The organism is Psychrobacter cibarius, assembly GCF_904845955.1.
In the GTDB taxonomy this organism is placed as follows: Bacteria; Pseudomonadota; Gammaproteobacteria; order Pseudomonadales; family Moraxellaceae; genus Psychrobacter; species Psychrobacter cibarius_B.
Map to the genome: position 1 here is coordinate 1 of NZ_CAJGYX010000010.1, position 15,463 is coordinate 15,463.

Consider the following 15,463-nt stretch of genomic DNA (forward strand, 5'->3'; position numbering starts at 1 on the left):
AGCTCGACACCGATATAAGGTATAAACCAATCGCTGAATAAATCCATCTCACGATCTAATAACTCGGTATCATAATCTGGCAATTGATATTGCGACTTGGCTGTTTCAACTGGCACGGTCTGTAGCGCGACCAACGTCTGCATTGCCAACTGATAATGCTCATCTATCTGCGCAGGCGTCGCATCAACGAGCAGATGGGCGAACTCTATCGCACCAAAATCCTGTAACACCAAAAACCCTTTCGTCACGTCTTGCGCAATGAGCGTCGGTACATTGATCGCCGGTACCATCAGCTTAGTCACATTGATAAACTGGCGCATGGCGTCTTGTTCGTCCGCTGAATCCATGACAATATAATGTGCGACTGTCGTGTCATTACTGTCTGACAGTTGGATTCTATGGTATTGGCGAGCACTTGCGTCACCGGGTAGACTATCGAGTTGGAACGTTTGACCAGCAAATACTTGCTGTAACCAGCTCTCTAATTGTTGTAGACGGCTATTGAGTTTGGTATCGATCATATTAGGCTCTAAAAGTATTTTATCAGTCATAATGGGCATCGCAGGTTAAATATAAGTCATAAACAATTAAAGTAGTGATAAGTCAGGCAAAACCTTGTTAAAATAGCAACGTCTTGAGCCAAAAAAACTGCGGTAGCAGGCGTATTGGGATATCATTCGACATCTAGCGCTGAGCATAACCTCAGCAACCATTCAAAAAACAGCTTGGCTATATTATAAATTTTGGTAAATAGTGTAGCTGATTTGGTTTTTTTTGACTATGATTAGTCGTCATTATATGTAAAACAGCCAAATTCTTAAGATAGCATTATCAATCAGTGATTTTTTAGTCGTTTATTAACCGCCATACATGATTAATAATATGGTTACTAAATTCAGTATCGCAATTCAATAGGCTCTGCAATCATAGGTGTGCCCTTGTTATATTCTCCGCTTTACCAAAGCATCCGTTTGATCTTATTTGGTGCCTTAGGCTTGTCCAGCCTAACCGTTAGTGCTGCGCCCAGCAATGCTGACACACAGCAAACTGAGTCGCTAATCACTGACAGTAGCACCCGCTATATCTCTGATGTTACACCTGATGCCAATCGCAGTAGCGTCCAAAAAGACAGCGACTATAATGATATCCGCTATCAAAATAGCAATAATCAAAAGACTGACTTTCAGCGTAATACGTCTCAAAAGGCTGATACTGATAACAATACTTCAGACCGTAGTTTTGACAATACTTTTAATGAAAGCACCTTTAGTGAAAGCGCCTTTAACGACAGCATCTCTAATGAGAATGCTACTAATGAAAGTCCTTTAGACAACCGCCCTCTAGAAATTACCGCCATCAACGAGAGTGATGATAAAGGTTTTGTACCAGCATCAGATACGATTGCGACCACTCAGAACAATAGCACTGCCCAGCTTGCTGAAACCACTGCACCTAAAGCCGCACAGAAGACTGGTAAAGTTGATGTGAGTGATGAAAGTATTCAAGATAGTCTGCTGCGTTTAGCAGAATTTTATGAGCTGACACCCGATACAGACGCCTCAACGTTAAACAATAGTGATAATGCTAACCAAGATGTCATTCAAAACGAGCTAACACCTACCCCGCAAACCATTCCAAAAGTGGGTAAAAACTTACAGTTATTACCGAATGCCGTAGATAGCGCCCAACGCTGCGAAGGTCAATGGGTTTACCCAAAGAGCAACCCTAATTATCAACGCGCGGTCAATGAGGCGGGAGCAACCAATGGACAGCCTGCACCAAACTTAAATGGTCTTCCGAATAATCAAGCGCCGCTGTTTTCAGAATCAGATTATGGTTATTACGACAATGTCGACTATGCAGAGCTGTCGGGCAATGTCATCATCAATCAGGGTACCCAGCAGATAGAAGCAGAAAAAGTCTTGTTAGATTTGAGCAATGGCGTAGCCGCCGCTCAAGGTAAAGTCATGTTTACTGACCAAGCGACAGGTCAGCAAGTATCACGCAACAACGCACTAGATAGCAATGCGCCAAACCGCTCATCGAATAACCCCCAAGCCAATTTCACTGAAAAAGCATCAAAAGGCGGACTTATTGGGGTCGCCGATAGTTTAAATTATAATACTGAAACTGGGCAGTCGACAGCCAATGATGTGGCTTTTGCTAGTGTAGAACTGCAAGCTCATGGTTATGCCAAGCGCTTGAACAGACCGAATGACAGTCAATATGAGCTAGATGACGTCATGTTTAGTACCTGTCCACCAACCAATCGTAAATGGCAGTTTGATGCCAAAAGCATTGATTTAGATACTGATACAGGTCGCGGCGAAGCCTATAACACTACTTTCCGTATCGCTGACGTGCCTGTGTTTTATTTGCCTTACTTCTACTTTCCGATTGATAATCGTCGCACCAGTGGTTTTTTATTGCCGAATGCCAGCATTAGTAGTGAAAGCGGTCTTGAGGTTGATATACCCTACTATTTCAATTTGGCACCCAATTATGATGCCACGCTCAATACCCATATTTATACCGATCGTAATCCTATGGTGTCAGGCGAGTTTCGCTATCTGACCGAAAGTTATGGCGAAGGTATTTTTAATGGTTCATATTTGCCTAATGACAAAGAGTACAATGACGAAGACCGCTCTAGCTTCTTTTATGATCATTATTGGTCATCTAAGAGCATTCCACGCTTAAGCGGTGATGCAAAATACAGCTATGTGTCAGATTCAGACTACCTCAATGATTTTGACACGCTGGGTCTATCAGACAGCACCATAAACTTACCACGCCGTGCACGTGTCAATTATTATAATGACTATGTTGATGGTGAATTGAAGGTAGAAACCTTTCAAACTCTAGACGCTTTTACCAGTAATGGCAAACCCTTAGAAGATAAAGATAAGCCTTATTCAAGATTGCCGCAGCTCAAGCTCGATTATCGACTGCCTTGGGCGAAGAGCTTCGATATCACTGGTGTACATGATTCCGCTTATTTCAAAAAATCCATCGACGATGGCTCTGAGAATGAAAAAAGTGGCGGGCGAATTTATAATAAACTCAGCGCCGTTTATCCAATGGAAAAATCTTGGGGTTATATCAAGCCCAAACTGAGCTTACAACATCTCTATACCTCTTATGATGAGGATAGCTTAGCCGACAACCAGTTGAGTGATAAAGACGGTAGCCAGTCGGTATTTGTACCGCAAGCCAGTATCGATGCAGGTCTGAATTTCTATCAAGCAGGCTCGCCTTTTGGCGCATTCGACGACACCATGGGTGGTTACCGCTTGCTTAGCCCGCGATTGAAATACACCTACTCGCCATATGAAGACCAAAACGATATTCCGAACTTTAATACGCGTATTGCCTCTATTAACTATGAACAGCTGTTCTCTGACAGTTGGTTCTTAGGGCATGATCGCTTGCAAGATTTGCATTCGCTTACTCCTGGTATCAATTATCGTTACATCGACGCAACGGGTGTGACACGTTTTGATGGTAGCATTGCAGAGCAGTTTTATATCGATAATGGACGTGTTACGCTTGATGATCAGCAACCTGTCTTCACCTCTTCATCTTCAGGGATGGTTTGGGATACCAGCACGCAGCCTTACAACAACTTTTGGGTTGATGTTAGTGGCGCACTGACCAATGATTATGATTTAAATTATATTACGACTGAGCTGCGTTATCAGCCGTCTGACAACAGCTTATTTAATGTTGGATTTGTCAAACGTCAACGTGATGAAAACACCGATCAGCTGCCGCTCTCTGCTTTTACCGCATCGGCTGTCTTTCCAATCAATAACAGCTGGCGAATCTTGGCTCAAGGTCAATACGATTACAATCGTGATAAAGTTCTTGATTCGTTGGTCGGCGTTGATTACGAAGATTGCTGCTTTGGTTTTGCAGTTTATGGTCGTCGTTACTATAATGACTTAAATGTCAAAGACAAACCAACGCAAGCCATTATGGCAGAGATTAGATTGAATGGTTTGGGTAGTGGTAGCAGCCGCCTGACTCGCTTACTCTCTGATAAAATCTTGGGCTTTGAACCTGTCCAGACTGCTTGGAAAGATTAAGACCGTGCTTGTATAAATATTTTTACTATATATTTCATAACCCAGTTTGTAACCCTATTATGGTCAACCCTGTCTAATATTTGACTGTTAAAAGTATTAAACAGCGTTGACCAACTACCATCCGATGCGATGACATTGATGAGGAGCATCATGAGATTTTTTTCTTTACGTCAAACCAGCCGTGCTGTATTGCTATCTATGAGTGCCAGCCTTGCGCTTACATTGAGCGCCCAAGCTGCCACCGTTAAACCTGCAAAAGCACAAGCGCCTCAAGCAAATGCCGTGACCGCGCAGAATAACGTCAATCGTTTGACGCCAGCCAATAGCACCGACGGTATTATTGCTTTAGTCAATGAAAATGCTATCCTAAAGAGCGATTTGATCGATGCTATCACCCAAGCACAAGCACGTGCACAAGCGGCTGGTGAACCAATAGCAAACTCAGCACAGCTACAGTCTGAGGTGTTAAATGCGCTCATATTGCGTGAGTTACAACTATCTATGGTCAAGCGCGTCGGTTTAAACCCTGATGAAGCGGCTATTAATCAACGCCTTAGTCAAATTGCTCAAGCAGAAGGGCTGACGAGCATCTCAGCTTTGCAACAGCGTTTGGACGCAGCAAAACCTGGTAGCTATGCGGCGCTACGTGCGCAATTAATCGAAGACGCAGCCATTCAAGCCTTGCAACAGCGCCAAATCGGTAACCGCGTGCGCATTAGCGAACAGGATATTGATGCATTTTTGGCCTCGCCTGAAGCCAAGCGCTTAAACCAGAGTGAGTATCAAACGATTCATGTACGAGTGCCCTACATGGATGACTACAGCCGACTCTCAGAAGCCCAACGCAATGAGGCGTTAAAGGTAGCAGAAGCTCTGCGTACTCGCCTGCTTGCACCAAACGTTGATGTCGCTGAAGCGGTCGCTGCTAGCCAAGGCAACTATCCTATTCCGCTACAAGGTGGCGATATGGGCTTTCATAAAGCCGCGTCTCTACCTACAGAGCTATCAAGTGAGATTACCAAACTTGAGGTTGGCGCGGTCAGCGCACCATTAATAACGCCTGAAGGTATCGATATCATCAAACTTGCTGACAAAAAAGCCAGCGACACTATGCTGATACCGCAGTGGCGTACTCGTCACATATTGGTGAAAGTTGATGAGCTACAGACAGACGCGCTTGCTGAGCAAAAGATTAATGATTTGTATGAACAGCTACGAAGCGGCGCTGATTTTGCTGGTTTAGCATCGACCTATTCAGATGATCCCGGTTCCGCTGGCCGCGGTGGCGATCTTGATTGGGTGAGTGAAGAAGATATGATTGGTCCATTCGAAGCCATGATGAAAAACACGGCGGTTGGTGACTACTCTGCTCCTTTCAAAACCCAGTTTGGCTGGCATATATTGAAAATAGAAGGCAAACGCCAACAAGATGTTAGCGATCAATATCGTCGCAATATGGCACGTCAAGCGCTTTATCAGCGCTTAGCACCGCAAGCCAAAGAAGACTGGCTACAAGAGCTACGCGCAGGTGCTTACATCCAAGTACTTGGCTAATACAGGCATTGATAAGTCAAATCTAATAATGCTTTGTCAAAAAGGGTATATGCTAATGCATGTACCCTTTTTTTATTGACGTTCATTTATGCGCTAAAAATAATCAGAAGGTAATCTCAAATATATTGCAGCATATCCAAACACAAGGATATCGAATAAAATAAATGTAAGCATTACACACAAAGAAAAGCCCCGAACCTAGGGTATATTATTGATAACAACAAGTAACTTCTAATTCCTCGCAGCAATCCCCAAACCTATTGTAAATAAAGGCTTTAGCCAGTATCATATAACCTATGGTAACGCGTAGTAACTTGTCTAAACGATAAGCCACTATGTACCAAATCATGTACCATATTTTAATTGGTACATTCTAAGATAGGGGAACGATATGGCAAGTAAGTACAATCATTTACCATCAATCAAAGATGAAACCAAAGCTGAGCGCACAGAGCGACTGCAGCAAATAGAATACGACAAACAAATAAAAGCTAAGCCACTACAGCAAGAAGATTATGGCGTTAGAGTTGCAGGCTGTGAGGGCTTATATCTTAGAATTAGACCTAATGGCACACGCGAGTTTAGACACTTCTACCCCCACCCATTTATCAAGAACAAACAAATACGCTTAACCCTAGGCGAATACCCGGCTGTCAGTCTAAAACGTGCAAGGGAATTGTATTACGATAATTCATCTTTATTAGCCGATGGTATCGACCCAAAAGAGCACCGCGAACAACAGCAAAGAGCACTTGAAACGGGCTATAACAATACCTTTCAAAAAGTAGCTGAACAATGGTTAGAGCGTAGATTATCAGTAGGCAAAAATCCCAGCCTATCTACAATAAAAACTTACAACCGTATGTTGAAATATATCAATGCTAAGTTGGCTAATGTACCTATTGACCAGTTAAAAATGACTACCCTATTAACTTTCTGCCAAGACTTACAAGATGAACGCGGTATAGAAGTAGGACAAGACGCTAAAACAGTGCTGAACTATGTCTTTGACCATGCTGTCAATCGTGGACTGGTAGAAATGAACCCTGTAAGAGCATTCCCCAGTAGAAGCTTAGAACCATCAACCAATAAACCTAAACCGGCAATTAGCACGCCAAGCGAGTTTGGCCAGTTGCTTAGGGATATTGACCAAATGACACCTAGACAGCCTGATACCATAATAGCGTTAAAACTATTGGCACTTACCTATGCGCGTGTAGGCGATGTATGCAGTATGAAATGGGCTGATATAGACTTTCAAGGTAAGCTATGGAATTTTGAGCCACTCAAAGGTAAGGGACGCAAGGACATGGTGGACGAGTTGGCCATACCACTAGCACCGCAAGCTATTACTATCTTAAAAGAGCAGCATGAAAAAACAGGCAGTCATGAATTTGTATTTCATAGCCCAAAGAATAAGAAAGGCATATTACCAACTGGTAGGATCAATTACGCACTGAACCATTACGGCAATGGCGGCAAAACTTATCTAAACGTACATACACCCCACGGCTTTCGAGCTAGCGCAAAAACCATGCAGATGGAACGCCTAGGCTATGATGAATTAATAACTGAGATGCAGTTAGGCCACAAGATGATTAACAAGTACGGCAAAGCATATAGCTGCTTTAAGTTTATCGAAGTAAGAACCAAGATGATGAATGAATGGGCGGATTATATAGACAGTATGCGAGCAGATAAGATAGATAATATAATTTACGCAAACTTTAAACATGCAGAACAAAAGCAGGGCTAAGACACTGCTACAATGACCATGCAAGGCTAGGACTAATTACCCGAACGCCAGCCATTTCATGCCTTAGGCTGGCATGCCTTGCACCTTTTTTTATTAAGGTATGAATGAAAAGTAAGGCATGACTTATGGAAAACTCGAACCCCAACTTTATCCCTGACTCAGAATTAAATAAAGATCTGTATTTAGGCCTATCTAGAAGAATAAAGATTTCTTATTACTTAGATTGGATCGGCTTTTTTAGGCATTATTCAAACGAAAAAAATCCTCATAGCGAGGAGATTATGGAATTTCTTTATCGCAAAAAAAAAGAAGCTAAGAATATTATTGAAAATACAGATTTTCATAAGGAGAATTACGAATTAACCAGACTGGCATACATGAAATGTTATGAAAAATTATTGAAAGACTTGAACAAAATAGAGACTGTACCATCATCGTTATATAAAGTTGAGACGCTCATTAAGGCACTGGTTAGCATACAGTTTGCTTATACCGCTTTTAAAAATCAAGATTATTATATAGGCATTCGATTTTATGAGCGCTATAACTCATACACTTTTCATATTAACGGGTTTAACGGGTTCAGCCCTGAAGAAGTGCAAGATCAAGGCTGGCATAGAAAAGAAAGAGGTAAAAATATAGCACAATATGAACTGATGGATAAAGGAGTAAGTATTGCTTTAAGCGTGCTTAATGATGATAAAGAAAAGAACTTAACAAGCACTGATATAGCAAAAATAGTAGAAGAATGCTTAAAGTCTATACAAAACAAAAAAGTGCCTGAGTTTAAGCAGATAAGAGAAAACTGGCTTACTGACAAACGCTTTGACGATAGAAAGAAAAAAGGCAGACCCAAAGGTAAAGCAGAGGATAAAGCCAAATTAAGAGATAAAATAACCGAAAATATAATAAATAACTACCAGCACAGCGTAGGGTAATTTTTTAGCATAGTCTCAAGACATACCATTCACTTACACCTTAACAGACGTTAACTAGGAGTAAGTGAAAATGTCTAACCTATCTAGCAGTAATCAAACCACCATCGAACAGCCAGCCCCGTTAAACCCTCAAGGCTATTCACGTATCAAGCCCACAGCCGAACTTATCGGACTACACCATCAAACGCTAAGACGCTGGTGGAAAGCCAACAAATTCCCCAAACCAATAGACGTAAACGGTATTCCAATGTTTAGGAATAGCGATATTTTACGTTTCCTTGATGACCAGCAATCTATTGGTGAGGTGTAAGTATGCTTACTATTTCAAACAGTAATATAGGCATGAAAGACGGACTTTACTCACTCAATGACCTACACAAAGCCAGTGGCAGTGATAAGAAGCATAAGCCAGCAAACTTTATGCGAATAGAAAACACTAAAAACTTAATTACTGAAATAGAGCGATGCTCAGATATGAGCAACGGAACAAAATCAATGGCTTACAAGGTCATTCAAGGTGGCCAATCAGAGCAGCAAGGTACTTTTGTATGCCGTGAGCTTGTCTATAGTTATGCGATGTGGATTAGCCCACGCTTTCAACTAATGGTCATACGTGCCTTTGACTCAATCGCCAATCAGCAACAGCAACTTAGCCAACGACTTAATGGCTTATGCCGTGACTTAAGCATGGTTGATGCTGGACTCACTATAGCAGGGCGTTTCCTTTGCATTGGTGGCAAGCAGATCAAGCCACAGCTACAACAAGATATTGATAGCACCCTTAAGCAGATGCAACCCAGCCTTAATTTTGTAGGAGGTACTGACAGTGAAAAATAATAATGAAATCTTAGAACCGCGCCTAGTGGCAGTGGATAGTTATTACTTATCTGTCATTGATGAACGCATACAAGACCTATCGAACGATGCTGAGAGCCTAGCAATGGCGCTTAGTGCTATCAAAACAGATGATGACACAAGTAAGGGCGTTATAACTGCCATAAGAGCCGCCCTATTTTCTAATAGTGAGCTGGCAAGCATTGTTAGCGAGCAGATGAGTGGACTTATATTACTACCTGAAATCAAGGTGAATGATGATGAGTGATGACACCTTTATAAATCAAGTAATGGACGGGCTAAAAGATGAGGGCGTGCTGATGATGCCTGATGGCTTTATTGACCAGCTAATTATTACCTTGCACGCCAATGTGACCATCATTAACACCATGACCCAATTAGCAGAGATAGAAGTAAAAATGTTAGGCAGCTTGTTACCGACAGGCAGCCGACAAGTGGAGTCATTAAAAGAGCTATCGAAAAATATAGCCGAAATCGCTTTCAACGTGGAGGACGTAAGAAATGACCAACGATAACAAAACCAATCTAAAAGCCGACCACGGGCAGCACAGCAAGCCACAGAAACGTAAGCATAGTAACCGCGCCTTTATTGTTTGCATGCTACTAATGACCGCCTTATTTTCATTATTACTTATACCGTCATGCCAGCAAGCAAAGGCAGCTATCACTATAGGAGCTATCAATCATGCATAACTCAATTACAACCACTCAAACGAGCCAGCGCAAGGTTATAGACCTTACTAATAAAGATGATGACGAAGTGATCTTAATGCCGTCTATCATGTTGTCCGATATTGCATGTGATATTAACGCCGCTGCTACTGCCTTGCATGACATAGGTCAACTGCTACACCTTATCGCTACCCGTCAAATTGAACCCCATGCCGCCATAGCATTGGCCCGTCTATCGCAAGATGCCGCCGATACCTGGGTTAATCTACTTTACAGTCAACTGGACATTATCAACGAACCATTAGCCCAAACCGCTTATGGCAAGGAGGACGCTTGTGCCTATTGATAAGGACAACCCCAAAACATTCATGGACGCACAACTTGCCTATGCAAAGTCAAAGCAGGGCAAGGAGCAGAAAAGAAAAGACACACAAGGCGGCCGCTACTATCAAATCATGCAAGCAGCTAAACGAGCACAGGCTCAAGATGCAGACGATAAGGAGGGCAAACGATGACCACACCAACCGACAGCCAAGAAAAAACCCGCGGCAAGGCGGGCTTAGTTAGCATTTTAGGCGAACATCAACCAGCAACGGCGCAAACGCTACAAGATGACGAACTACTAAAGAGATTACACGATATTTTAGAACCTAACAGACTATTAGATATTAAGGTTAATTTGCCAGTAAATCAAGATGACGAACTACAAACCGCTGGCATGGTGGGCCTAGTATTGCATAACAAAGACTATGAGCCGGTAAACTTGTTATGTATGCCGCCAAACGGACAGCCCAAAGATTATATAGTGACTGATCCTTTTGAAACCGCCGCTTTTATCATTGGCACGATGGACAGCACAGACGAACTGATAGCCGTTAATAATATAGCTGAGGCAGTAGAGCTGTCTTATCTTTTGTTAGGTGAACCGGTGACGATACTAGCCAGCCGTGATGAGTGGTCATTTAATGACATGGTTAAGCATTTTTCACAAGATGCACCCGTTACCGTGATGACCACAGCGGACGTTAAAGACAAGTTTATCAAGCCACTAATAGGCTCAAACGTGAGGGCTATTATTACCAGTGAACGCACTGTATTAGAGCATTTAGAATATGGCGGCTTAAGTTATGCCGATATACTAGCCCTTGATGATACAAAGATAATCGACCTTAAAGCCGTGGCATGGCCAAACCCTGAACCGCTTGCAAGCGATCCCAGCAAACCGACACGCTACCCAATAGAAGCATGGGACGGACTACTACAAAGGGTTATTAAGAAAATAGCTTACTATCAGCAAGTACCTGATGCTATGGCCGGTCAATGTATCTTAGGCGCACTAGCCCACATGGGACAGGCCCACGTTGATGCACCCATTGGCTATAAGCACATGCCGGCAAGCCTGATTTTAATCACTGAGGGTGAAAGTGGCAGCGGTAAAACGCAAGCAATGGACTTAAGCCACCATAAAATAAAAGAGTATGAGCAGAAACAGTATGAGGAATATATAACAAGGCATGAGGAGCACAAAGCACAGCTTGCCAGCCTAAAGGGTGCAGACCTCAAAGACTACTTGGCAAACGAGGCAGCACCCCATAACCCCGAACGGCTATTCAAAGATGCTACGATTGAGCCGGTACTCGATAAGTTTGTTAATGGTGAAATCACAGATGCATCATGGTCCACTGATGACGCGGCCCAATTCTTTAATGGTCATACCATGAAAGGTGACACAGCCGGCAACGCACTAGCAGCCATTACAGACCTCTACAGCGGCGGCGAAGTGAACCGGACACGATCACAAAAGAACGCTTATGCCAACCCACGCACCAAAGCCTATAACGTGCGTATGACGTTAATGCTAATGGCTCAACGTATTATCTTAGAACCGGCCTTAACTGATGACATGATGAATCAGCAAGGCTTTTTAGCAAGGGCCTTAATTGCTTGTCCTAATAGCTTACAAGGTTATAGAACATGGGACGATATAGAGCGCAGACAGCAAAGCCCACACCTTGATAGTGATCTATTGGCTTATTGGAGTAGATGCAGCGACCTATTAGATCCCGTGGACAGTAACGCGCCCACCGATGAGAAAGGAGCACCCAAACGCTTTAAGATGCGCTGGCACAACAAACAGACCGAACAAGTATTCTATGAGCATATGCAGGCAATAGAGAACCAGCAAGCTAAAAGCATGCCGTTAGAATATTTAAAAGCATACGCCTCACGTATGGCAGAAAATGCCAGCCGCATAGCCACACTGATAGCATTCTTTGATAAGCGTAAGTCCATTACCACAGATGATATTAAACGGGCGTTTATGTTGGTTAGCTACTCAACGGCCGAACGCTTGCGCTATCAAGATGCAACGCCAACCGGTGAACAAACCGACATTGAGAAGTTAAGTAACTGGTTAATAGACAAAGCCAAAGGCAAAAATCCAGCGGTATTAAATAAGTCTTATGTGACACAGCATGCACCCAATGCGCTAAGAGGTAAAAAGCTAAACTTCTTACTTGATGACCTAGAAAGCATGGGCCATATTAGATTAGAAAGTGAGGGCCGCCGCCGCTTAGTGTATGTGAACCCCAAGCTTATTACTGCTTAGCGACCAGTAAAAGCCGCTAAACTTGCTAGACTTGCCTACAGCCCTTACCAGTTAAGAGCTTTACTTTAGCTGAGCGGCTGCTAAGCATTGCTAGACTTGCTAATCTTTAGCTAAACTTAGCCAATACAGACGAACTTTAGCGGAACTATAGCAACTTTAGCGACCCTTAGCAGGTAGCGAGCTAAGCCAAACACCTTATAAACAAAGGGATAGAACGAACTTTAGCAACTTTAGCGGATTTTCATAGAGTATAAAGAGATATAGGCAGGCATTAACGTCTGCCTTTTTTATGCCTGATGCTTGCAAATATCGAGGTTAAATATATTCACTATGTTATTATAAAGATGAATCTTACTAATTATTTAGATAACAATTAGAGATCATCATGCCAGCCATTGCCACTACTCGCAGTCTTAGCGACTATTCAAAGATTAATATTTCAACATATCGCCAACAGATGAAACAAGCAGCCGAACCTTTTTTAGATATTAATTATCAATACCGCGGCAAGGCTTATAACTACTCTATCAAAGTATCAAAGACAGCATGCAACTATGGCGGCTATCGTCATTGGTTTATGTGCCCGTCATGCTCGAAGCGTACAAGCGTCTTATATTTTGCTGCTACTTATGTATGCCGTCATTGCATAGGTGCTAATTATCAATCACAGCTACAGCAACCAATAGACCGCTTATTCAGTCGCTTGCATGCGATTAGACAGCGTTTAGGCTGGCAAGCAGGCATTGTTAATGGCATTGGTGAACGACCTAAAGGCATGCACCACAGCACGTATGACAGGCTAGTAAGTGAGCATGAGCAGCTAACAGCTAAGGTATGGCAGTCAACGCTTGATAAACTAAATTGCACCCACTGAGGCTAAAAAATGCGACTACCTGACATTACCGACTTGATCCAAGACTTACAGCTTGCAAAGCAGATAGCGATTGAGGATAGAAACCCAAACGCTTTAATCATGGCCACCATTAGCCAAGCTAAACTACTAGGATTAGATAAGCCACAGATTAGAGATGTTAATGCCGATGCTGTGCAGTCAATCAGTGATTTAATGAATGAGCTGTCAAACGATGAGCATACAAGGGCTATAACTTATGAGTAAGATAACGATCAATGACTTAATAAAAGAATTGGACGATGCAAGACAGACAGCCAAAGAAAACGGCCAAGCGTCTGCTATGGTGGCATCAATACTAGCTAAGGCTAAATTACTAGGACTTGATAAGGCTGATAGCGAACTTAATAACGAACCACAGCCAGTACAAATCATAGTTAATGTTAAGAACGCTCGCAAAGCTGACAGCTAATAAACTGGTACGTTATGAAAACAAGTAAATTAATGCATCTAATTTTATCTTTAAATAAGAGTTAGATAAAAACTATCATGTACCAAATTATGTACCAAATATTTACCTATCATCACGAAACCCTTATAAATCAATAACTTACACATAAAGAAAAGCCCCGAACCTAGGGCGATTGGTTCGGAGCTATGGCGCTTCATATTGTTGTTATTATTTCTTCCATGCTGACTCATCCTAAGTCATAAACAGTATCCTATAAGACAGCGGGCTGACCTGTGCTTTTATTGATACTGTCTCAACACTGCATCCATGCGTATCCTTGTGTTGATGCAGGTATTGTAGGGTAATCAGTTTAATGCGACTAGAGGCTAAAGACCTTATTTAACGTAAGCATATGCTTACAGCCTCTTTTAACATTGCATCATACGATGGCTATAGTAATGGCAGGCTATCAACCCTAACTTCTCTGCTCTTCTGCATGTTCCTTTGAGACTTTTTCACCTTCTTTTTTACCTTCTACTATTTTATGATCGGTCTCTTTAATATCTTCCGCTTCTGCAGTAGGGGCATTTTGCGCTTGATTGCTCTCCTCTTCTGGTTCGTATTGTAAAGTCGTCATAACAGGAAAGTGATCCGAGCCTATCGACGGCATACGCCGAATATCCACTACCGTAAAACAAGCACTATGGAAAATATGATCCAGCGCCCAACGTAAAAATGGGTAGCTGACATGAAACGTATTGATAAAATGTCGACCAATACGCGGATCCAACAATCCTGAGATACGTTGAAAGCGTCGAGTCGTCTTTGACCATGCTACATCATTGAGGTCGCCTGCCAATATCGCCGTTTGCTTGTTTTCTTTGATGTGTTTGCCAACCATCAATAGCTCAGCATCGCGGGTAGTAGACTTATCCGCTTCCGTCGGGCTTGGCGGCATGGGATGCAAGCAATACAACCAAATCACGCGACCACTTTGCAGGCGCAGTTGGGCATGAATAGAAGGTATGTCATCAATCATCAAGTACTTAACTTCAGGATCAATCAACTCAAGCTTAGAATAAAGATGCATCCCATATAGATTGTCTAGTGGCACTTTTACAGTGTAAGGATAATCAGCTTCGATTTGATGCAGCGCTTTTTCCCATTTTTCATCACTCTCTAGCGTAATTAAAATATCAGGCTGTCTTTGCTTCACCAAATCCACCAATTTTTGGGTGTCATCATTGGGCGTTAGTACGTTTGATACCATTATTTTTAGTTGATGCACCTGCCCTTCTGGCTTGTCTTTTGCCTTTTGAACTTCTTTTTTCCATAGCTTGGTATAAGGCAATACCATCCTGAGCTGAAAGGCTAATGTAATGCTTAAAACGGTAAATAACAGCCACTGTCCCAGCTGCCACTCTGACCAAAAAATCAGCATACCAATCCAAGCGATGACACCCAACACCATGATCTGAATACGCGGAAATTCAACACCGCGCACCCACCAATTATCCAGTGGTATCCAGCCCCAAATCGTCACAAATGCGATGAACCCTGCTAGCCACTGTATGCTGTAATATAATAGTGAGAGATCCATAGTATGTATTAGCCGTCTATTAAATGATGAATATCGCCATGGTTTTAACTGAACTGACGTTAGCTGTTTACTTTAGCATTTCAGAAGGTTA

The 15,463-nt window shown here is 42.5% G+C and carries 17 protein-coding genes; 15 read left to right on the forward strand and 2 right to left on the reverse strand.

What is annotated here, in order from left to right:
• Window positions 1-551 (reverse strand): phosphotransferase (locus JMV76_RS13795; protein WP_201503075.1); only part of this gene is annotated, 551 nt, incomplete at its 3' end.
• 387 nt (window positions 552-938) lie between these two features.
• Between JMV76_RS13795 and JMV76_RS13800 the strand changes: the two genes are divergently transcribed.
• The 15 genes from JMV76_RS13800 (at window position 939) to JMV76_RS13870 (ending at window position 13,793) form a co-directional block, all read left to right on the forward strand.
• Window positions 939-4,088, forward strand: a complete 3,150-nt coding sequence (locus tag JMV76_RS13800; protein WP_201503076.1) for an LPS-assembly protein LptD — start codon at window positions 939-941, stop codon at window positions 4,086-4,088.
• A 150-nt stretch (window positions 4,089-4,238) separates the two neighbouring features.
• Window positions 4,239-5,642 carry a peptidylprolyl isomerase gene (locus JMV76_RS13805; protein WP_201503077.1) on the forward strand — a complete coding sequence of 468 codons (1,404 nt, stop codon included), beginning with the start codon at window positions 4,239-4,241 and terminating at the stop codon, window positions 5,640-5,642.
• Between the two features lie 391 nt (window positions 5,643-6,033).
• Window positions 6,034-7,398, forward strand: a complete 1,365-nt coding sequence (locus JMV76_RS13810; protein WP_201503078.1) for a tyrosine-type recombinase/integrase — start codon at window positions 6,034-6,036, stop codon at window positions 7,396-7,398.
• A 125-nt stretch (window positions 7,399-7,523) separates the two neighbouring features.
• Window positions 7,524-8,336, forward strand: coding sequence for a hypothetical protein (locus JMV76_RS13815; protein WP_201503079.1), 813 nt, complete (start codon window positions 7,524-7,526; stop codon window positions 8,334-8,336).
• A gap of 70 nt (window positions 8,337-8,406) precedes the next feature.
• Window positions 8,407-8,646 carry a helix-turn-helix transcriptional regulator gene (locus JMV76_RS13820; protein ID WP_201503080.1) on the forward strand — a complete coding sequence of 80 codons (240 nt, stop codon included), beginning with the start codon at window positions 8,407-8,409 and terminating at the stop codon, window positions 8,644-8,646.
• 2 nt (window positions 8,647-8,648) lie between these two features.
• On the forward strand, window positions 8,649-9,173 hold the full coding sequence (locus JMV76_RS13825) for a KilA-N domain-containing protein (protein ID WP_201503081.1): 525 nt from the start codon (window positions 8,649-8,651) through the stop codon (window positions 9,171-9,173).
• Window positions 9,163-9,438, forward strand: coding sequence for a hypothetical protein (locus tag JMV76_RS13830; RefSeq protein WP_201503082.1), 276 nt, complete (start codon window positions 9,163-9,165; stop codon window positions 9,436-9,438). Before JMV76_RS13825 ends, JMV76_RS13830 begins: the two co-directional genes overlap by 11 nt.
• The gene (locus tag JMV76_RS13835; RefSeq protein WP_201503083.1) at window positions 9,431-9,706 is read left to right on the forward strand and encodes a hypothetical protein; all 276 of its coding nucleotides are present in this window, start codon (window positions 9,431-9,433) and stop codon (window positions 9,704-9,706) included. Before JMV76_RS13830 ends, JMV76_RS13835 begins: the two co-directional genes overlap by 8 nt.
• Complete coding sequence (locus JMV76_RS13840; RefSeq protein WP_201503084.1) at window positions 9,693-9,884, forward strand: hypothetical protein; 192 nt, start codon at window positions 9,693-9,695, stop codon at window positions 9,882-9,884. The genes JMV76_RS13835 and JMV76_RS13840 overlap by 14 nt, the downstream gene beginning before the upstream one ends.
• Window positions 9,877-10,209, forward strand: a complete 333-nt coding sequence (locus JMV76_RS13845) for a hypothetical protein (RefSeq protein ID WP_201503085.1) — start codon at window positions 9,877-9,879, stop codon at window positions 10,207-10,209. The genes JMV76_RS13840 and JMV76_RS13845 overlap by 8 nt, the downstream gene beginning before the upstream one ends.
• Entirely contained in the window at window positions 10,199-10,378 is a 180-nt protein-coding gene (locus JMV76_RS13850; protein ID WP_201503086.1) for a hypothetical protein, read from the forward strand. Before JMV76_RS13845 ends, JMV76_RS13850 begins: the two co-directional genes overlap by 11 nt.
• Window positions 10,375-12,471 (forward strand): DUF3987 domain-containing protein, encoded by a 2,097-nt coding sequence (locus JMV76_RS13855; protein WP_201503087.1) that lies wholly within the window; start codon window positions 10,375-10,377, stop codon window positions 12,469-12,471. The genes JMV76_RS13850 and JMV76_RS13855 overlap by 4 nt, the downstream gene beginning before the upstream one ends.
• 385 nt (window positions 12,472-12,856) lie before the next feature.
• Window positions 12,857-13,345 (forward strand): hypothetical protein, encoded by a 489-nt coding sequence (locus JMV76_RS13860; protein ID WP_201503088.1) that lies wholly within the window; start codon window positions 12,857-12,859, stop codon window positions 13,343-13,345.
• A 9-nt stretch (window positions 13,346-13,354) separates the two neighbouring features.
• On the forward strand, window positions 13,355-13,588 hold the full coding sequence (locus JMV76_RS13865) for a hypothetical protein (RefSeq protein WP_201503089.1): 234 nt from the start codon (window positions 13,355-13,357) through the stop codon (window positions 13,586-13,588).
• The gene (locus tag JMV76_RS13870; protein WP_201503090.1) at window positions 13,581-13,793 is read left to right on the forward strand and encodes a hypothetical protein; all 213 of its coding nucleotides are present in this window, start codon (window positions 13,581-13,583) and stop codon (window positions 13,791-13,793) included. Before JMV76_RS13865 ends, JMV76_RS13870 begins: the two co-directional genes overlap by 8 nt.
• Window positions 13,794-14,247: 454 nt before the next feature.
• Here the strand turns inward: JMV76_RS13870 and JMV76_RS13875 are convergent, their stop codons facing one another.
• The gene (locus JMV76_RS13875; protein ID WP_201503091.1) at window positions 14,248-15,372 is read right to left on the reverse strand and encodes an endonuclease/exonuclease/phosphatase family protein; all 1,125 of its coding nucleotides are present in this window, start codon (window positions 15,370-15,372) and stop codon (window positions 14,248-14,250) included.
• Window positions 15,373-15,463 lie beyond the last annotated feature (91 nt).